General features: G+C 43.7%; 20 protein-coding genes. 13 read left to right on the top strand and 7 right to left on the bottom strand.

Going from position 1 to position 19,928, the window contains the following annotated elements:
- The first annotated feature begins 84 nt into the window (after positions 1–84).
- On the top strand, positions 85–537 hold the full coding sequence (locus BMZ22_RS12315) for a DUF2269 family protein (RefSeq protein ID WP_090086028.1): 453 nt from the start codon (positions 85–87) through the stop codon (positions 535–537).
- A 315-nt stretch (positions 538–852) separates the two neighbouring features.
- Here the strand turns inward: BMZ22_RS12315 and BMZ22_RS12310 are convergent, their stop codons facing one another.
- Together BMZ22_RS12310 and pepT are read right to left on the bottom strand one after the other, a co-directional pair.
- Entirely contained in the window at positions 853–1,869 is a 1,017-nt protein-coding gene (locus BMZ22_RS12310; protein WP_090086026.1) for a D-alanyl-D-alanine carboxypeptidase family protein, read from the bottom strand.
- 128 nt (positions 1,870–1,997) lie between these two features.
- The gene (gene pepT / locus BMZ22_RS12305; RefSeq protein WP_090086023.1) at positions 1,998–3,230 is read right to left on the bottom strand and encodes a peptidase T; all 1,233 of its coding nucleotides are present in this window, start codon (positions 3,228–3,230) and stop codon (positions 1,998–2,000) included.
- A gap of 173 nt (positions 3,231–3,403) precedes the next feature.
- On the opposite strand from pepT, the gene BMZ22_RS12300 reads away from it, so the two are divergent.
- Positions 3,404–4,246 (top strand): sulfurtransferase, encoded by an 843-nt coding sequence (locus tag BMZ22_RS12300; RefSeq protein WP_090086021.1) that lies wholly within the window; start codon positions 3,404–3,406, stop codon positions 4,244–4,246.
- Between the two features lie 2 nt (positions 4,247–4,248).
- Complete coding sequence (locus BMZ22_RS12295; protein ID WP_090086019.1) at positions 4,249–4,812, top strand: DNA-3-methyladenine glycosylase I; 564 nt, start codon at positions 4,249–4,251, stop codon at positions 4,810–4,812.
- Positions 4,813–5,275: 463 nt separating this feature from the next.
- On the opposite strand, the gene ald is transcribed toward BMZ22_RS12295, so the two are convergent.
- Both ald and BMZ22_RS12285 read right to left on the bottom strand, forming a co-directional pair.
- A complete protein-coding gene (ald, locus tag BMZ22_RS12290; RefSeq protein ID WP_090086017.1) occupies positions 5,276–6,391 on the bottom strand; it encodes an alanine dehydrogenase in 1,116 nt (371 codons plus the stop codon).
- A 118-nt stretch (positions 6,392–6,509) separates the two neighbouring features.
- Positions 6,510–7,760 (bottom strand): PucR family transcriptional regulator, encoded by a 1,251-nt coding sequence (locus tag BMZ22_RS12285; protein WP_090086015.1) that lies wholly within the window; start codon positions 7,758–7,760, stop codon positions 6,510–6,512.
- Between the two features lie 162 nt (positions 7,761–7,922).
- Here BMZ22_RS12285 and BMZ22_RS12280 point away from each other — a divergent pair, with 162 nt between their 5' ends.
- Positions 7,923–8,975: a YkvI family membrane protein gene (locus tag BMZ22_RS12280; protein ID WP_090086014.1), complete on the top strand. Its 1,053-nt coding sequence runs from the start codon at positions 7,923–7,925 to the stop codon at positions 8,973–8,975.
- Positions 8,976–9,022: 47 nt separating this feature from the next.
- Here the strand turns inward: BMZ22_RS12280 and BMZ22_RS12275 are convergent, their stop codons facing one another.
- The gene (locus BMZ22_RS12275; RefSeq protein ID WP_090086013.1) at positions 9,023–9,562 is read right to left on the bottom strand and encodes an HD domain-containing protein; all 540 of its coding nucleotides are present in this window, start codon (positions 9,560–9,562) and stop codon (positions 9,023–9,025) included.
- A 151-nt stretch (positions 9,563–9,713) separates the two neighbouring features.
- Here BMZ22_RS12275 and fni point away from each other — a divergent pair, with 151 nt between their 5' ends.
- From fni to BMZ22_RS12230, 9 genes are all read left to right on the top strand, one after another.
- Positions 9,714–10,763 carry a type 2 isopentenyl-diphosphate Delta-isomerase gene (fni, locus tag BMZ22_RS12270; RefSeq protein ID WP_090086011.1) on the top strand — a complete coding sequence of 350 codons (1,050 nt, stop codon included), beginning with the start codon at positions 9,714–9,716 and terminating at the stop codon, positions 10,761–10,763.
- Positions 10,764–10,857: 94 nt separating this feature from the next.
- Positions 10,858–11,307 (top strand): DUF2188 domain-containing protein, encoded by a 450-nt coding sequence (locus BMZ22_RS12265; RefSeq protein ID WP_090086009.1) that lies wholly within the window; start codon positions 10,858–10,860, stop codon positions 11,305–11,307.
- 137 nt (positions 11,308–11,444) lie between these two features.
- On the top strand, positions 11,445–12,302 hold the full coding sequence (locus BMZ22_RS12260) for an MBL fold metallo-hydrolase (RefSeq protein ID WP_090086007.1): 858 nt from the start codon (positions 11,445–11,447) through the stop codon (positions 12,300–12,302).
- A gap of 118 nt (positions 12,303–12,420) precedes the next feature.
- Positions 12,421–13,146 carry a DsbA family oxidoreductase gene (locus BMZ22_RS12255; protein WP_090086005.1) on the top strand — a complete coding sequence of 242 codons (726 nt, stop codon included), beginning with the start codon at positions 12,421–12,423 and terminating at the stop codon, positions 13,144–13,146.
- A 227-nt stretch (positions 13,147–13,373) separates the two neighbouring features.
- Positions 13,374–14,327: an ABC transporter permease gene (locus BMZ22_RS12250; protein ID WP_090086003.1), complete on the top strand. Its 954-nt coding sequence runs from the start codon at positions 13,374–13,376 to the stop codon at positions 14,325–14,327.
- A complete protein-coding gene (locus tag BMZ22_RS12245; protein ID WP_090086001.1) occupies positions 14,317–15,267 on the top strand; it encodes an iron chelate uptake ABC transporter family permease subunit in 951 nt (316 codons plus the stop codon). Before BMZ22_RS12250 ends, BMZ22_RS12245 begins: the two co-directional genes overlap by 11 nt.
- Positions 15,261–16,019, top strand: coding sequence for an iron ABC transporter ATP-binding protein (locus tag BMZ22_RS12240; protein ID WP_090085999.1), 759 nt, complete (start codon positions 15,261–15,263; stop codon positions 16,017–16,019). Before BMZ22_RS12245 ends, BMZ22_RS12240 begins: the two co-directional genes overlap by 7 nt.
- 19 nt (positions 16,020–16,038) lie before the next feature.
- Entirely contained in the window at positions 16,039–16,983 is a 945-nt protein-coding gene (locus BMZ22_RS12235) for a siderophore ABC transporter substrate-binding protein (RefSeq protein ID WP_090085997.1), read from the top strand.
- A 397-nt stretch (positions 16,984–17,380) separates the two neighbouring features.
- On the top strand, positions 17,381–18,157 hold the full coding sequence (locus BMZ22_RS12230) for a SurA N-terminal domain-containing protein (RefSeq protein WP_090085995.1): 777 nt from the start codon (positions 17,381–17,383) through the stop codon (positions 18,155–18,157).
- A 47-nt stretch (positions 18,158–18,204) separates the two neighbouring features.
- On the opposite strand, the gene hisC is transcribed toward BMZ22_RS12230, so the two are convergent.
- Positions 18,205–19,290, bottom strand: a complete 1,086-nt coding sequence (gene hisC, locus BMZ22_RS12225; protein WP_090085992.1) for a histidinol-phosphate transaminase — start codon at positions 19,288–19,290, stop codon at positions 18,205–18,207.
- The gene (hisIE, locus tag BMZ22_RS12220) at positions 19,283–19,927 is read right to left on the bottom strand and encodes a bifunctional phosphoribosyl-AMP cyclohydrolase/phosphoribosyl-ATP diphosphatase HisIE (protein ID WP_090085989.1); all 645 of its coding nucleotides are present in this window, start codon (positions 19,925–19,927) and stop codon (positions 19,283–19,285) included. Before hisIE ends, hisC begins: the two co-directional genes overlap by 8 nt.
- Position 19,928: the final 1 nt, after the last annotated feature.

The raw sequence follows: 19,928 nt of genomic DNA, 5'->3' as shown, positions 1-19,928 counted from the left end.
CTTTTAATGTGCTGAATCTCACAATCTCATACCTGGGCAAATCGTGTATGATATAGATACATGATATGAATGGTGGGTTAACCGATGACATTTTATGAGTTTCTCGTTTTTATACATGTATTTTCAGCCATTCTAGGGTTGGGACCAGGCTTTGTTATGATTTTTGTTGTAACGAAAGCGGATACGATGACCGAATTGAGACATGCCTATACCATTCGGAACCGCCTGCATATTTTTGTGATGGTTGGCGGCACGCTGCTCCTGTTAACCGGCCTTTGGATGGGGGCGTTAAATCCATCGTTGTTCGTCCAGGGCTGGTATGTTCTGAGTCTTGTACTATTCCTGATCGCGCTCGCTTTCGGCCCGGCCGTTTTATCACCGCTTGCCAGACCGGTAAAAAGACTGCTGAAAGAACACAAGGGTGAGCATATTCCTGAAGAATATCACGCTTTAGCAAATAAACTCTTTTTCTATGAACGAATGGAAAACATCATCTTCCTGGTTGTTATCGCACTTATGGTCCTGAAACCTTTTTAGTTGTATTTTTAATTAAGACAGCATTAAGCAATAGGGGCGGCTAGAACTACAATAGAAAACGTGCAGGCACTCACATAAAATGAGATAACTTATCACATTAATATAAAAGACGAACTATAAGTAGCGTGAGCGGAGGAAATGTGCGTAGACTCCAGCGGGAGAAGAGGCATAGGTGAGCCAACGAAGTGCCTTGGCACGAGTTGGCTCACCAGCCGCCCGCGGAAAGCGAAGCATATTTCCGGAGCGGTGTGTCCCGCTTTCCTTTCTAATCATAGTTCGTCTTTTCATTTACTTTAAATCCTTTTGTCCCAGTCCTTAGCTTTCTCCTAAATATTCTTCTAACGTTATGCCTTGTTCCATTATATCGGTTGCTGCTTGTTGACCGACGTAACGGAGATGCCATGGTTCATACTGGTATTGTGTGATGGATTCCTTGCCTTTCGGATAGCGGATAATAAAACCGTAGTCCGCCGCATTTTGCTTCAGCCATTTGCCTTCATCGGTTTCGCCAAAATCGGTGGTTAACTGAAAATTAACATCTTCACTGGTCACATCCATTGTTAAACCGGTCTGATGTTCACTCTCGCCCGGTCTTGCACTGAAATTATTGGCTGCTTCTTCGCCGTGCTCTTGTACATTAGCGGCGAAAATGGCATCCTGCCGATCATATGAACGATAGCCGGATTGAGCAAATAATTTAAGCCCTGCCTCATCAGCGTCTTCAAACATATCTTCCATCGCTGTCGCTGCCACCTGGCGCATCTGTTTTTTGGGCAAGAAATCTTCGAACGGGAAGCGAACTTCCGGCACGACGAGGTTTAACGGCTCAAACCCTTCCGGTAATGCGTTCTCTTTGTTGACGAGTGCGAGAATCTCATGTGGGTTTGCCAGTGTTTCAACGTCAGTGTTGCTTTTTTCGAGGCCTGCACCCGGTTCAACCGTTTCGTTATTTTCAAAGGTGTCCTGCAGCGCACCCCGGGTTTCATCGTCATAAATACCGGTGACAGGCAGCTCATCCTGTTGCATTTGGTAATCTGTTACCGCCCAGGTCGTGTCTTCACCGTAATTTCCGCTCGGATTAATGTCATACCCGACTCGATTCAATGCTTCTTGCAGCATTTTGACAGCATCGTTTGCATCCGTTTTGTGCAGGTGCTCCTGTGGGAATTCAACCTGTTTAGTAACTGTTTCAGTTGTCTTGTCACTGTCTTCGGCTTTCTCTTCCGGGGCGGGATCTGCTGTTTGTTGACCGTCCGTGCTGCTGTTGCACGCCGCCGTGAGAAGGGCTGCCGCAAGCAGTATTGCCCAGGCTGTAAGTCTTTTATTGAACATTCTCGTACGCTCCCTGTCGTTCGTTTGGTTTCCAAATAGTATCATATCACGCCAAAGTTGAATGGTCGATGGGGATTTAGAAAACCAGGCTCTTTCAGCACAAACCTGGTTTTTTCTTATTATGCTTTTTATGCTTTCGCTGCATATAACCGGCAAATTTCAATAATGACATTAGTCGCTTTTTCCATATTATCGACAGAGATATATTCATATTTTCCGTGATAATTTTCACCGCCGGTAAAAATATTCGGTGTCGGCAAGCCCATATATGAAAGCTGTGAGCCGTCTGTTCCGCCGCGGACGGGCTTTACAAGCGGTTTAATGTCAATGTTTTCCATGGCCTGATAGGCAACATCCACAATTTCTTTTACAGGTTCAATCTTTTCACGCATGTTATAATACTGGTCGTTCATCGTTATTTCTGCTGATCCTTCACCGTACTTAGCATTCATCTCCTTAATGAATTGCCTGATAGTCTCTTTTCTTGCTGCAAAATTGTCTTTATCAAAGTCCCGGATTATATATGAGATTGTGGCTTGCTCAACATCTCCTGTTACTTCAAGAAGGTGATAAAAGCCCTCGTATTGTTCGGTGTGTTCGGGAACCTCGTGTTCAGGCACTTTATTAATAAATTCCGCAGCCAGTTTACCGGCATTGACCATTTTATTTTTGGCGGTACCCGGATGGACATTGTTCCCATGAAAGGTGATCTTCGCGGCAGCAGCATTAAAACTTTCATACTGCAGTTCCCCCAGTGGGCCGCCATCCATCGTATAGGCAAAATCAGCATCAAAACGATCGACATCAAATTTATGCGGACCGCGCCCGATTTCTTCATCGGGCGTAAAAGCGATACGAATGTTTCCGTGTTGGATTTCAGGGTGATTGATTAAGTAAGCCATTGCGGTCATAATTTCCGCAATCCCCGCTTTATCATCGGCACCGAGCAGTGTAGTGCCATCAGTTGTAATCAGCGTATGGCCGGCATAGCCCGGAAGTTCAGGGAAGTCATTGGCTGATAGGATAATGCCTTTATCTGGATTTAATGTCAGATCATCCCCACTGAAATTCTCCACGATTTGCGGGTTAACATTTTTGCCGGTAAAATCAGTCGCCGTATCGACATGTGCCAGAAAGCCAATTGTAGGAAGCTCCTTATCGGTGTTGGCCGGCAGTGTCGCCATCACGTAGCCATTATCATCGATTGAAACATCGCTCATACCGATTTTGATTAACTCGTCGACAAGGACGTTTGCCAGTTCCAGCTGTCCCGGTGTGGATGGTGTGCTCTCGTTTGTCTCATCTGATTGTGTATCGATTTTGACGTAACGGGTAAAACGTTCGATTAACGCTTCTTTCATTATACAGAGCGCTCCTTTTATAAAAAGTTTTTGTTTCTCTATATTATCACTAATTTTGTCTGAAATTGAAGCTTAATTCCTGCTGTTCATAGAATTGTTCATCGGTTAGAATAAAAAGTATGAACATTGAAATTTTTGCTAAGCAAATAAAATTATAAAGAGGAGGTTACAGAATGTCTGTAGTTGTCAGCACTGAATGGCTTAACGACAGGCTGAAGAATCATCCGGAAAACACCGTTGTCGTGGATACGCGCTTTGATCTAATGGACCCGGATGCGGGGAGAAAAATTTATTTGAATGGCCATATCCCGCAGGCAGTTTATTTGGACTTAAATAAGGATCTTTCTGAAAAACCGCAAAAGCATGGCGGGAGCCACCCGCTGCCTGACATGGAGATGTTTGCTGCCAAAGTCGGCAACATTGGCATCGACCATGATACGACAGTCGTGGTTTATGACCAGCGAAACGACATGTTCGCTGCCCGGCTCTGGTGGCTTCTCCAATATATGGGGCACGAAGATGTTCATTTGCTTGATGGCGGATTTGAACAGTGGGAAAAAGAAGGGTACAGCGTCACAACCGAAGTACCTGCACTTAAGGCAAAAGACTTCAAACCAGTCTTTCGGGAAAACGATGTGGCTGACATTGAAGAAGTGCAAGAAAAACTGCAGCATCACAAAGCAACACTTATCGACTCACGTTCGAAAGCGCGTTATCTTGGTGAAACTGAGCCTCTCTATAATCGAGCGGGACATATCCCCGGTGCGAAAAATTTCTTCTGGAAGAATGTCCTGGATGAGGAAGGCAAGTGGAAAGAGGTTTCAGAACTGGAAAGGAATTTCAGCTCGCTTTCCAAGGATGATGAGATCATCGTCTCGTGCGGCTCAGGCGTCTCCGCATGTCCAAACGTACTTGCGCTAAAGTCCGCCGGGTTTCGGAATGTGAAACTGTACCCGGGCAGTTTCAGTGATTGGATTTCCTATGAAGAAAACGAGGTTGAGACAAAGGATGAATGACGATGGACAGAGAACGTTGCGGTTGGGTGACAGAGGACCAAATTTATATCGATTATCATGATAATGAATGGGGCAGACCCGTCCATGATGACCGGGAGTTATTTGAATTACTTTCACTTGAAGGTGCACAGGCAGGTTTGAGCTGGCTTACGATATTGAAACGCCGGGAAAACTATCGTCATGTATTTGACAATTTTGATCCTGAGAAGGTTGCTCATTTTGATAGTGACAAAATTCATAAACTCATTCAGGACAAACGCATTATCCGTAACCGGCGTAAAATCGAATCGGTTATCATTAACGCTATGGCCGTTTTGCGCATACAGCGGGAATTTGGCAGTTTCGACGCGTATATATGGCGATTTGTAGGTGGAGAACCGATTGTAAATGATTGGGCTGATCATTCCGAGGTCCCTGCATCCACGGCGGAATCAGAACAAATGAGTAAGGACTTAAAAAAGCACGGCTTCAAATTTGTCGGCCCGACGATTTGCTACGCATTCATGCAGGCAGCCGGAATGGTCAATGACCACACACAAAACTGCTTTCTTTACGGCAGAAAGTGAATAAATTGGGACAGTGTGCCAAACGCCTTGTTCCAAAAAACAACAAGGCTGGGACAAAAGGTTTGAAAGTAAAAGAATAGACGAACGATTATAAGGAAAGGTAGCGGGAGACATCGCTCCGGAAATATGCTTGGGTGCTCGTCGTGTTGCAAGCGTTCTCGGTGAAGCAGCACTCCTCGCAACTCGCAGCGGATTCGGTGGATGTTTTGGCTCGTCGCTTTCCGCGGGCGGCTGTTGAGCCAACTCGTGCTCGTCGTGTTGCAAGTTTTTCTGTGATGCAGCACTCCTCGCAGGTCGAAGCATACTCGATGAAGTCTTGCTTTGTGCGAAGGCACTTCGTTGTCTCACCTATGCCTCTGTTCCCGCAGGGAGTCTACGCATATTTCCTCCGCTAACCTTAATGATCGTTCGTCTTTTATATTGGATATATAAGTTATGTCCCAGCCCCGTTATTATTGGAGTCTTATTTTAAGGCTTCTTCGACTGACACGTAGTTAAAGCCTAAGTCGCGGGCGACGGCTTCATATGTGACGTTACCCTTCGCAACGTTAATTCCGGTTGCGATTGCCGGGTTATCCTGAATGGCTTTGTCGAGACCTTTTTTAGCGATTTGTACAGCGTATGGCACCGTAACGTTTGTTAAGCCAATCGTTGCGGTACGCGGTACAGCGCCGGGAATGTTAGCGACAGCATAATGCAGGACATCGTGTTTTGTATAGATTGGATCATCATGTGTTGTCGGATGGTCGACCGTTTCGAAGTTACCGCCCTGATCAATCGCAACGTCAACAATGACTGAACCAGGTTGCATCGATTTCACCATCTCTTCGGTTACCAGTTTCGGCGCTTTGGCTCCTGGAATAAGCACAGAACCGATAACGAGATCAGAATCTTTTACGGCTTCGGCGATGTTGAATGGGTTAGACATAAGCGTTTGGGCACTTGAACCGAATATGCCATCCAATTCACGTAAACGCGCAGGGTTCAGGTCAAGAATATTGACATTTGCACCCAGGCCTGCTGCAATTTTCGCAGCGTTCTCACCGACAACACCACCGCCGATGACGGTAACTGTTCCCCGGTTGACACCAGGAATCCCGTTAAGAACGATACCTTTTCCGCCTTGTAATTTTTCCAAATAGCGTGCCCCGATTTGAGTTGACATTTTGCCTGCCACTTCACTCATTGGTGTCAAGAGCGGTAAAGCACCGTTGACAGTAATCGTTTCATAAGCAATAGCCGTAACACCTGATTCAACAAATGCTTTTGCCAAGTCAGGCTCTGCAGCCAAATGCAGATAGGTGAAGAGAATCAGATCTTCCCGGAAGTATTTATATTCAGAAGGCAGCGGTTCTTTAACTTTCATCACCATCTCTGCTTTTCCCCACACATCTGAAGCGTTTTCAAAAATCTCAGCACCAGCTGCTTTATACTCGTCGTCTGTGAAATTGCTTCCGGTTCCCGCATCAGTTTCGACAATAACTTTCTGACCGGCGTTCACTAAATTGTCTACCCCGGCAGGCGTCATGGCCACTCGGTTTTCATTGTTCTTAATCTCTTTGGGTACCCCGATAATCACACATATCAGCTCCTTAATCACATATTTGTACCTTTATCATACCTTTTTTAAAGCACAAAGACTATAGTCATAAGAATGAAAATAATAGGAACCGTTTGTGGATATACACAAATGGTTCCTACTGCAAATTTTCGATAAGGAAATCAATATAGATAGCTGTTTTTTGATTTGTGTTATCTAAATCCAAATCTGCAATTTCTCTAATTCGTTTTAGACGATAATTCATCGTATTTGGATGAATAAAAAGTTTTTTCGCCGCTTTAGGTGGGTTTGAGTCCGACCTGAGATATTCATATAACGTTGAGAGCAATGACGTGTTATGCTGCACGTCATAGGTGCGCAGTCGCTCGATACGCGGGTTTTGATAATTCACCCCGTTTCTGATAACCGATAAGTCTTGGATGAACTCATAAATGCCCAAATCCTCATAAGCAATGAGACTATTGAGTTCTTTTGGGAAGGTATGTTTGACATCGATGACCTTGAGCGCCTGTTCGTAGGAGTCTTTCAGATAAACCGGGCTATCGTAGATAAATCCGCAAGCACCTTGAATGCCGCTTACTTGCAGCTGTGTACTTATTTTTTCGATGAACTGCTGAATAAAAAATTGAACTGATTGCGTGTCGTTATGGTCATCCTTCAAACGGACGATCATTATAAAATTATTATCGTCAAATAACCGCGAAATAATATCCACTTTCACTTGGGTTTCTGATAAATAGTAGGCATGTTTTTCAACACGCTCTATTAATTGTTTCGGAAATTGTATGATCGCAACAGCCAGCCTGCCGTCCAAACGAATGTGGAGCTGTTGTGCTTTCTGATAAATATATTTAGCTTCCGTTAGATCGCCCGTCATCAGCTGCCAGAAAAAATCAATATAACCTGCTTCAGTTTTTTCGTTTGTTGGGTGCCGCTGTAAGAAAAAGATCTTAACTTGCATGGCAGCCTCTTTAAAAAACAAGAGTTCCTTGCTGCCCAGTTTTTTATCAGCGGTATGAGCCCAGATAAAGCCGAGAATTTGATTTTTTTTCCTGATTGAAACAGCGACACGATTGCCGAGCCCGATTTCTTTAATTTCAGGAATGATAACCGGATCATCGTTGTCAATCAGCTTAGGCATGACCCCTCTTTTCCATAGTCCGTTTATTACTTTATTAGGGACTCTGCGATTCATAATCGTGGAAATCCGTGCCTCATCAATATTTTCATGGTGTTTGCTGTAGGAGACGACACGGTGGTTCGCGTCCTCGATGGTGATTGGGCATTCGAACACATCCGCAATATAATCGGCAACCATCTCAGGCGAGTCTATCATGTCATTTAATTGTTTTTTAAATTTATCGGGGTCGTTTAAGATGTTATGCATGATTTAACCTTCCTTTAACGGCGGGTGCAATCTCGCCCGGATCACAATCTGTTTGTGGAAATAAACAAATATGATACTTTATATTTTAGCTTATACATGAAATGATTTAAACTATTTTCTGCTACACTTAATAAACAGGCATCGAAGGAGGCAAGAAAGCAGATGAAAAAAGTTCTTAAGATTGGAAGCGCTTTTATCGGAATCATTGTTGGGGCAGGCCTTGCATCCGGTCAGGAGATCCTGCAGTATTTTACGAGTTTTGGTTTATGGGGGATTGCAGGAGCGGTAGTGACAACTGCCTTATTCGCGTATGTGGGGATGATGCTCGTCTGGTTAGGCAGCCGTTCCAAAAAGCCCTCGCACAAAGAGGTGATTTATGGCATCAGCGGTCGCTTTTTGGGCTTGATTATTGATTACATAATCATTTTTACATTGTTTGGTGTTGGCGTTGTCATGATAGCCGGAGCCGGGTCCAACCTTAACCAGCAGTTTGGCATTCCGGTGTTCATAGGGACGACGTTGTTAGGCATTTTGATAATTTTAACGGGCATGCTGAAAATCAACCGAGTGGTGAGTATTATTAGTAGCATCACACCATTTCTTATTATTTTTGTTGTAATCGTTTCCATCTATAGTTTTGTAACAATGGATGGCACATTTGCTGGTTTGGACAGTATAGCGAAAGGTCATGATACAAGTTTGCCAAATTGGTTTATTTCAGCTATCAATTATGTGTCGTTTAACACGGCTGTAGGGGCTTCGATGGCAATCGTTACCGGAACCGCTGAGATGGACCGGAAGACGGCTGCATTGGGTGGTTTAACCGGCGGAATTGGGCTTGGTCTTATCATTTTATTCAGTCATTTGGCTATATTCGCGAAGATTGAAGAAGTTGGCAGTAAGCAATTACCGACACTGGCAATCGTAAATGATATATCTCCGTTTTTAGGTGTGCTCATGTCCGTTGTGTTGTTCGCTATGATTTTTAATACAGGCATCAGCATGTTCTATTCTTTCAGTACACGTTTTACCGAGCCGGGAACGAAAAGATTTAAAATCTTTTTCACAATAACGGTTATTGTCGGCTATTTCTTAAGCTTTGTCGGGTTCACTGACCTTGTTTCCTCGCTGTACCCATTCATCGGATACCTCGGCCTCGTGCTGATCCTGGTACTGATAGCAGCACCATTTAAAATACGAAAAGAAACAAATTAAAAAATGGGACAAGGTGTTAGGCATTCAAACACCTTGTCCCACTCTACTTACCCGAAGACGCGCTTCACGGTTTCTTTGAATGTATGAAAGTAGTCCGGTAATTCTTCGTCTGTCAGTCCGGCGGTCATATTTTCTGCGATTGCTTCGTTATACCATTTCTGCTCATCATAGCCTGCATTAAAGTTATCCCATAAGGCGCTGCCTTGTAGTGCATATTCGTTTTCCATTGATAAAAGGTTATCCAGTTTATCAGCGAGAATCAGACATTTGACGTCTTTAGAGGCAAATTTCACAGTATCGATCGTGTGCTGTTTACGTTCTTTCCAAGTTTTTGACTTATCTTCTGTATGAGCGGAAACGAGTCGTGCAACTTCAATTCCAAAGGCTTTCTCAATATCTTCTATTTCGTATGAGGTATCTTCCACAACATCGTGCAAATAACCCGCACAGATAAGTGCTTCACTGAGACCGGCTTCTTCCAGGCGCCTCGCCACACGTATCGGATGGGTAACATAAGGATCGCCTGAACTTTTACGTGTCTGGCCATGATGAGCTTTTTCGGCAAATTCCTTGGCTTCCTGTTTCATTGATCGGCCTCCCTGGCAGTTAATAGATTGGGATAAGTATATCAGCGCGAAGCTAAATCCGCAATTGTCCCACCGCTGTTCTCATTTGTTTCAATTGGGATTGATTACTGGTAAGATAGTGGTAATGACATTTAAGTTAGGATGAATCGTGATGGAAGAAGGAATTAATAAGCGGAAAACGGAACACATACGGCTTTGTTTAACCGATAACGTTGAAGGTGTGAATAAGTCAACAGGGCTTGAAGGGATATCGTTTATCCATAATGCGTTACCGGAAATAAATTTTGCCGATATTGATACAGGCACTCGTTTTCTGAATAAATCATTAAATGCGCCATTCCTGGTCAGCTCAATGACAGGGGGATCGGAGCTTGCCTCAAAAATTAATGCGAATCTGGCCAAAGCGGCTGAAGAAAAAGGGTGGGCTGTCGCACTCGGGTCAACAAGAGCGCTTCTGGAAAGTGATGCGCATCAGGAATCATTTCTAATACGCAAGCATGCGCCGAGTGTGCCTTTAATTGCCAATATTGGAGCGGTTCAGCTGAATTATGGCTATGGCGCTGAGGAGTGCCAGCGTATTGTTGATCTTACCGGAGCGGATTCGATTGTACTGCATTTCAACCCGCTGCAGGAAGCCGTTCAGGACGGGGGAGATCTGAATTTCGAAAACCTGCTTCCGAAGATTGAAAAAGTCTGTTCATCGGTTGATGTCCCTGTCGGCGCAAAGGAGGTCGGCTTTGGCATTGATGGGACGATTGCCAAAAAACTTTATGAAGCCGGCATCGCTTATATTGACGTTGCAGGGGCCGGCGGTACATCATGGAGCCAGGTTGAAAAGCTTCGTTCGAACGACCCGTTGAAAAAGGCGGCGGCAGAAGCTTTTAATAACTGGGGCATCCCGACCAAAGATTGTATCGTTTCAGTCAGAAGCGCATTGGACGATGTTCCGCTCGTTTCAAGCGGTGGCATGAAAACCGGAATGGATGCCGCTAAAGCCCTGACAATCGGGGCAGACGTGATCGGTTTTGCGAGAAAACTGCTCGAGGCGGCAACCGAGTCAGATAAACAGGTTATTGAAACGATGGATCAGATAGAATTGGAACTTAAAATGACGATGTTTGGTGTAGGTGCCCGAACGCTTGATGAATTGAAAAACACAAAACGTGTTTCAATTATGGGAAGATCATTATTGGAGGAATAGACAGAAAAGCTGGTTGTCTGAAAAGGCGATCAGCTTTTTAATGTTTCGCAACACCGGTATCGGGTAACATACTTAAAAAAAGGAGGTATGACAAATGCCTTGGACGATGAATGATTACCCGTCCTCAATGAAGAACTTGGATCACACAACCCGTAAAAAAGCAATCGATATCGCCAACTCAATGGTCGATGAAGGTTATGATGAAGGCCGGGCTATACCGATTGCAATGGAACAGGCACGGGAATGGAAACAAAATGCAAGCAAAAAAGAATTGGACGAGTATAAAGAAAGCGGTCAACCGACACAACGCTCTGAAGAAGGAAAAAGATATGATGACAACCCGGAGCGCCTTGATGAAGGTGAACACGTCATTGCCCAGGATAATGGATGGGCTGTCAGGTCAAGCGATGCCAAGCGAGCAAGTCATGTGTATGATAACAAGAACGAAGCCGTTAAACGTGCTCGTGAAATTGCAAAAAATAAAGGAACTTATTTAACGGTTCATAAGCAGGATGGATCTATTCAGGAACAGCAATCCTATTAAAAAAAGCTGGCCGGCATTGCCGGGCAGCTTTGAATATGTCTGATGCAAGTCCGGGAAATTTTTAGTTGCACCAGTTTAGGCGCATTATGATTAAATTTTTAAAACCTGTAAATATTAAGGCGAAAGGAGGCATATATATGCGTGGTGAAATGCACGAACCTGAAGACAATAAATTTATTCCAATGACATCGATTACGAGCGGTTCCGGACGGCAAGTCATCAACGATGTATATTACTATACAGATCAGATTGTCAATATTGTGTTTCTCGGCTATCCGAACAATGGCAACTGGGTGTTGGTGGATGCAGGTCTGCCTGGATCTGCAGATGAAATACGTTCAGAGGCGAGCGAGCGGTTTGGCGAAAACAGCAGACCGTCTGCTATTATTTTGACGCATGGCCATTTCGATCATGTCGGCGGCCTGGTTGAATTGGCAGCGGAATGGGATGTGCCTGTCTATGCTCACGAACAAGAAATGCCCTACTTAACCGGTGAGAAGAGCTACCCAAAACCTGATACGAGTGTCGAAGGAGGGTTTCTGGCCAAAATATCCGGCATTTACCCGAATGAACCAATTAATTTGGGGAATGCTGTAAAGCCGCTTCCTGAAGATGGCACAGTCCCGGGACTTGATGACTGGCAGTGGATCCATACACCCGGCCATACCCCCGGTCATGTATCATTTTACAGGGAAAATGATTCATTGCTTCTTTCGGGAGACGCATTTATAACTGTGAGACAGGATTCGTTTTATAATGTCCTGATGCAAAAGGATGAGGTGAACGGACCGCCCCGATATTTAACGACAGACTGGCGGGCAGCTAAAAAATCAGTAGAGAAACTTGAAGCATTGAATCCTGATATGGTGATACCGGGTCACGGTACAGCGATGGAGGGTGAAGCATTGAATGAAGGGTTGAAGCATCTTGTTCAAACGTTTGATCAAACAGCCGTTCCTGACTATGGCCGCTTCGTTGATGATCACGAAGAGTAACAGCATGAAAGGGATGTGGGTTGATTCTCTCACCTTGGCAAAGCCGAAGTTGTAAGCATAACATTTATTGAAAACGTGCACCTTATGCTAAAATAACAAGCAGAAATGAGGTGTTAGAATGAAGATAGAAATATGGTCAGACTTTGTGTGTCCGTTTTGCTATATAGGCAAACGACGGCTGGAGTCCGCGATTGAGGATTTTTCGCACCGCGACGAGATTGAATTGGAATATAAAAGCTATGAACTGGATCCGGAAGCTGAAATCAATGCGGACCAAAATATACATGAATACTTGGCAGTCAAAAAAGGAATGCCTCTCGAACAAGCGAAAAGCATGAATGAAAGCCTTGGCGAGCAGGCAGCTGAAGTCGGGCTGACGTATAATTTTGACACCATGCAGCACACGAATACGTTTGATGCACACCGTGTCAGTAAATATGCTGCTGAAAAAGGCAAAGGAAAAGAAATGACTGAGCGCTTATTGAAAGCCTATTTTACCGATGGCGAGCTGATCAGTGATCACGCAACACTTATTAAGCTTGCCGGTGAAACAGGACTGGATGAAGATGAAGTAACAGCCTTGCTGAAGGTTGATGATTACGCGATCCACGTACGTGCTGATGAGGAACAAGCGAGACAATTGGGCGTGCAAGGCGTTCCGTTCTTTGTTTTTAATGAAAAGTATGCTGTTTCCGGAGCTCAGCAGCAGGAAGTATTTACAGAAGTACTGGAGAAAGTTTGGGAGGAAGAGAAAGAAGAGCCTGTATTGCAATCATTAAATCCAAAAAAATCAAAAACCACCTATTGTACGGATGAAGGATGCGAAACCATAGAGGAAGATTAACACCTTCATTTAAAAGGCCCTGGAAAAATGGCAACCACTTTTCCAGGGCCTTTTCTTTGCTTTTAAGGTGCCCGCGTGGAATTTTTTTAACATTTTACAAGAATCTGTTGCAAATGTCACAGAATCTGGTAAACTGAATTATGTGATCTAATTGATAATGATTTTCATTCTTAATTAGACCGATTAAAAATTAATAATTATTATAAAGTGTATTCGAGGGTTTTAATATGAAGGTATGGCATCTGGTACTGGCAGCACTCGTACTATCATTTACTTCAATTTTTATAGGTGTATCAGACGTTGCGCCATGGAACATATTTAATTTGTCAGGCGATCAGCTGGAGATTTTAACCATCAGCCGTCTGCCCAGGCTTGCCAGTATCCTGATTGCAGGCGCGAGTATGAGCATATGCGGTCTTATTATGCAGCAGTTGAGCAAGAATAAATTCGTATCACCGACGACTTCGGGTACCCTCGACTCAGCGAGACTGGGTATTTTAGTGGCTTTGATGATGTTCACGTCTGCCAGTCCGCTGCAAAAGATGCTGATTTCGTTCCTGTTTGCCCTGTTAGGCACATTTATCTTTATGAAAGTACTCGACAAAATTAAGTTCAAAGATGCCGTTTTCATCCCGCTTGTCGGGCTGATGTTTGGAAATATCATCAGTTCGATTGCAACGTTTCTTGCTTACAGGCACGACATGATTCAGAACATGTCCTCATGGATGCAGGGCGACTTCTCAATGGTCATGAGCGGCAATTATGAATTGATGTATGTCAGCATTCCGATTCTTGCTATCGCATATTTGTATGCGAATAAATTCACGATAGCCGGTATGGGCGAGGACTTTGCCAGAAATTTGGGCTTGAATTACCGGCAGGTTGTCAATATCGGGCTTGTTATTGTTGCACTGGTAACATCTTCGGTGGTGCTCACGGCCGGTATTATTCCGTTTCTCGGTTTGATTATTCCTAATATCGTAACGATCTATCAGGGTGATCATTTAAAGAAAAGCTTGCTCCATACGGCATTGCTTGGTGCTAATTTTGTATTGGCATGCGATATTATCGGAAGAATCGTCATTTATCCGTATGAGATACCCATCAGCTTGACAGTCGGTGTCATCGGGAGCGGTATATTTATTTATCTGCTGCTTAGGAGAAAGAAATATGGGCTATAAGAAAAAGACAATCACCCTTGCAATTATTGCAGCAGTCGTCACGCTGATTTACGTTTTGTATGATTTGAGCGGGAATATCGGTTATATACTGCCGCGCCGGATTATCAGCGTTGTCGCCATTATCCTGACAGCAGCGGCAATTGGATTTGCCACGACGGTATTTATGACCATCACAAACAATCGAATTTTAACCCCTAATATTTTGGGGCTGGATTCACTTTATATGCTTTTGCAGACATTTATCATATTTGCATTTGGTTCCCAGTCGCTGGTCATGATGAGCAGCAATATTAATTATCTCCTTTCAGTAGGGGTTATGGTGTTATTCTCGCTGTTGCTTTACCGTTTACTGTTTAAAGGGGAAAATAACAACATTTACTTTCTGCTCTTAATAGGTATGATTTTGGGAACGTTTTTCGGCAGTTTTACTGATTTCATGCAAGTGCTGATTGACCCTAATGAATTTATGGTTGCCCAGGATCAAATGTTTGCCAGCATTAATAATGTAAATGAAAATCTTGTCTATCTGTCACTCGGGTTAATGGTCCTCGTCACGCTATATTTCAGCCGGTTTTATAAGTATCTCGATGTCCTTGCTCTGGGGAAAGACCAGGCGATTAATCTGGGTGTTCCATATAACTACGTGGTCAAGCGCCTGTTAATTATTGTGGCTATTCTTATTTCGATCGCAACAGCCTTGGTAGGTCCGATAACATTTCTTGGTTTGCTCGTTGTTAATGTTGCTTATGAGTTTTTGAAAACATTCCGCCATTTTTATCTCATAATTGGCTCAATCCTAATCAGTATTATTGCCCTTGTAGGCGGTCAATTCTTTGTAGCGGAAGTGTTTACATTCCAGACAACAATCAGTGTGATTATCAACTTTATCGGTGGAATATACTTTATTTATCTTTTATTAAAGGAGAATAAAACATGGTAGATCTGAAGCGTGTGTTCAAAAAATACAATGACAAAAATGTCATCAATGATGTTTCGGTTTCAGTTGAAAAAGGTACAATCACATCTTTTATTGGACCGAACGGTGCGGGGAAAAGTACGCTTATTTCGATGGTCAGCAGGCTGATTGCCAAGGATGAAGGCGATATAACAATTGACGGGAAAGATATTACAACGCAAAAAAACAACGAGATGGCTAAAAAAATATCCATTCTGAAACAGAGCAACAATCTGAATCTGCGTTTAACAATTCGGGAACTTGTTTCGTTTGGCCGTTTTCCATACTCCCAGGGTCGGCTGACTAAGGAAGATTGGGAGAAAGTAGATGAGGCAATCGACTATATGGAACTGCGTGATATGCAGGATAAATACTTAGATGAATTAAGCGGCGGTCAGCGTCAGCGGGCACATATTGCGATGGTAATTGCGCAGGACACCGAATATATTCTCCTGGACGAACCGTTAAATAACCTTGATATGCGGCATTCCGTTCAAATTATGAAAACACTGCGAAAGCTCGTTGATGATATGGGGAAAACAATATTGATCGTCATCCATGACATTAACTTTGCTTCGTGTTACTCCGACCATATCGTAGCACTTAAGGATGGGGAGATTGTTAAACAGGGAAGGACTTGTGACGTAATCGATAACTGTGTGCTTAGAGATATTTACGACATGGACATCGATGTTCAATACGTTAATAATCAGCGGATTTGCGTTTATTTTGCATAATTGATGGAGGGTTATAGAAATGAGAAAAATAGTTTTGGCAGGTGTGTTAACAGCATTTGCTCTTTTTGCAGCAGCGTGCGGAGCAACTTCAGGGGCCAGTGACGATGGTTCTGATACGCAGGAACAAGAAAAAGTAACCGTTTCCCATGAACTTGGTGAGACGGACGTGCCTGAAAATCCTGACGATGTCGTCGTTTTTGATTATGGAATCCTCGATACGATGGATAAACTTGGCATCGAACCAGCAGGTGTGCCAAAGGGAAGTATTCCGTCCTATTTGGAAAAATACGAAAGTGATGCCTACACGAATGTGGGAAGTTTAAAAGAACCTGACTTTGATGAGCTTGCCCGGATTGACCCGGACCTGATTATTATATCCGGCAGACAATCCTCATTATATGATCAGCTTGAGGAAATTGCACCTACCGTATATTTAGGTGTTGACACAACGCGTTATATGGATTCGTTCAAAGAAAATATGTCTAAAATCGGAACTATTTTTGACAAGCAGGATGAAGTTGACCAGGAACTTCAAAACATTGAACAATCGCTGGTCGACTTGAAGGACAAAAGCTCCTCAAGTGTTGAGAATTCATTAATCATCCTTGCAAATGACGATAAAATCAGTGCATACGGGCCAAGTTCCAGATTCGGCCTCATTCATGATGTATTCGGGGTGCCGCCCGTTGACGAGGGGATAGACGCATCAACGCATGGCATGAATGTCTCCTTTGAATATGTGGTAGAACAAGACCCTGAAATGCTTTATGTGGTTGACCGCAGTGCTGTGGTCGGCGGCGAGACGTCTGCAAAGCAGCTCGTTGAAAACGAACTTGTTGAGAAAACAACGGCCTACCAGAATGATAATATCGTCTATCTTAATCCGGATTATTGGTACCTTTCCGGCGGCGGCCTTATCTCCGTACAGGAAATGATAAACGAAATCTCAAAAAGTCTTGAGTAATAGGGAGCAGGCTGGGACATAACTTATATACCAGATATAAAAGACGAACGATAATTAGGAAAGGAAGCGGGATACGCCGCTCCGGAAATATGCTTCGCTTTCCGCGGGCGGCTGGTGAGCCAACTCGTGCCAAGGCACTTCGTTGTCTCACCTATGCCTCTCTTCCCGCAGGAGTCTCCGCATATTTCCTCCGCTAACCTTTATTCTCGTTCGTCTTTTCATTTATCTTTAAACCTTTTGTTCCAGCCTTCTTTTAAATGTAAATGAAATGTAATATTGGTATGAGAACTGGCACAAAAGCAAAAAGTCAAAATATCTTCATAATATAACTTGCGGTAACCCCGCATAATATGTTTGAATGAAATAACAATAATATGAAATGAGGGACATGCATTTTATGAAGAAGCTATTAATGCTGATGATAACACTGGGGCTTGCTGTGATAATGGCAGCTTGTAACGGTGATTCTGAAGATAACAATAATGAAGAAGGCTCAGGAGAAGGAGATCAAAGTGAACAAGCCGCACAGCAACAGCAGGAGATGCCCGAACCTGACCTTGAAAATATTCCTGATGTCGTCGCGGAAGTAAATGGAGAAGAAATATCCGCCGAAGAATTCAAAACGACTTATGAAGGCCAATTCCAGCAAATGGCTATGCAATACCAGATGAGCGGCCAAGAATTGAACCAGGATGAGCTGAAACAACAAATAGCAGAAGGCATGGTCAGTTCAGAACTGCTTATTCAGGAAGCCGGCAATCGTAATTTAGAAGCTTCCAATGAAGAAGTAGATGAAAAGTTAAATGAACTCGCACAGCAAAGCGGAATTGAATCAAAAGATGAATTTATTTCAGCACTAGAAGAACAGGGAATGGATGAGGAAGAAGTCACATCCCAGGTTCAAACCCAGGTGAAGGTAGATAAACTGGTTGCTGAGGAGTCCGGTGATACGGAGCCAACAGAAGAAGAACTGCAAGAAGCTTATGATCAATTCAAATCCCAGCAGGAGCAAATGAACCAGGGCGGTGAAGATGGCGAACAAGCCGAAGTACCTTCATTTGATGAAGTGAAACCGGATCTTAAGGCACAGGTCGAACAACAAAAAACAGCAGAAGCAACACAAACGATTATCGATCAACTTCGTGAAGATGCCGATGTGACGATTAATCTGTAAACAAAAAGACCAGGTCCTGAGTTAAGGATCTGGTCTTTTTCGTTTGTCTACTCCTCATAATGGTTAGTAGCTGTTGTTTCCATTATTCGATCCAGCGCTTTTAAAAACAGCGTCATTTGCTCATCGGTTCCAATGGTGATTCGGAGATGATTTTCAATTCCGGGTTTATTGAAATGCCGGACAAGGTACTTTTCTTGCTTAAGTCTTTGATAAAGGACTGCTGCTGACTGGCGTTCATGGGATACCAGAATGAAATTGGCGTGAGACGGCAACACCGTGAATCCGCGGTTTCTCATTTCGCCTGTAAGCCATTCACGTGTCTGGGCAATTTTGTCTGTTGTTTCATTGAAATGGGCATCGTCTTTGATAGCTGCTGAAGCGCCTGCCAACGCTAAACGGTCAATTGTATACGAATTGAATGAATCTTTAACCCGGTTCAGGGCTTCGATCAATCCGCTGTCGCCGATGGCAAATCCAACCCTTAAACCGGCCAGAGAACGTGATTTGGACATCGTCTGCACAATTAACAGATTGGGATAGTGCTTAACAAGCGGAACTGCCGATGCGGGCGCAAAATCAATATACGCTTCATCAATGATAACAACACAATTCGGATTATCCTGTACAATTGCTTCCACAGCTTCAATGGTTAAGTATAAGCCTGTTGGAGCATTCGGATTGGCAATAAGCACGCCACCTTCAGTATCACAAAAATCCGCCGCAGGAATAGTGAAATCATGATTCAATGGTATTTTTTCATATGGGATATTAAAAAGCTTGGCATAAACCGGATAAAAACTATACGTAATGGCAGGGAATCGAATCTTGGAATCTTGGTCAAAGAAAGCCATAAATGAAAATGCCAGGACTTCATCTGAGCCGTTTCCAATAAAAACTTGATTCTGCTCAAGCTCATAGTACTGTGCGATCGCTTCCCGCAGCTCATCGGCCCCCGGAGAAGGGTATAAGTGCAGTTTGCGTTTGAGTTCGGTTTCCACTGCCTCTGTCACTTTGGGAGATGGACCATATGGATTTTCATTCGTGTTTAATTTAATAATTTCCGGATCGTTTAACTGCTCCCCCGGTACGTATGGTTCGGTACGTTTTACAGCTTCACTCCAGAATTTATTCATTGCGATCATTTCCCTTTACGGCATGGCGTTTGGCAAGTTCTTGCTTAACATCCGAAGTTGAGACATTCATCAACTCCATCAGGACGAGTGTATGGTATGTCAGATCAGCAATTTCCCACGTCATCTCCTCCTGATCGTTGTTTTTCGCACCTATAATGACCTCGCTTGTTTCTTCACCGATTTTTTTCAGGATTTTATCAATACCCTCATTAAACAGGTAAGTCGTGTATGAACCTTCCTTCGCTTCTTTTCGGCGCTGGCTGATAAGCGAAGCCAATTCATTTAAGCCCATCTCTTCAGTTGTTTCACGTGCTTTCAGCGTATTATAAAAACATGATTTCTCCCCGGTATGGCATGCCGGACCAAGCGGTTTGACGTTTACAAGCAGCGAATCGGCATCACAGTCATAGCTGATTTCTTTTACACGTTGCCGGTTGCCGGAAGTCTCGCCTTTATGCCAGAGTTCCTGACGTGATCTGCTGAAAAACCATGTTTCTCCGGTTTCAAGCGTCTTATTAAGCGATTCCGCATTCATATAAGCTAGTGTTAAAACTTCTTTCGTCGTATCATCCTGAATGATTGCCGGAATGAGGCCTTGATGGTCAAAGTTGAGTTCCCGCAGCTTTTCGTTATTCATA

Source organism: Lentibacillus persicus (assembly GCF_900112705.1).
Taxonomy (GTDB): Bacteria; Bacillota; Bacilli; order Bacillales; family Amphibacillaceae; genus Lentibacillus; species Lentibacillus persicus.
Note: the sequence above shows the minus strand (reverse complement) of the source record. Positions and strands in the feature narration are given on the sequence as shown.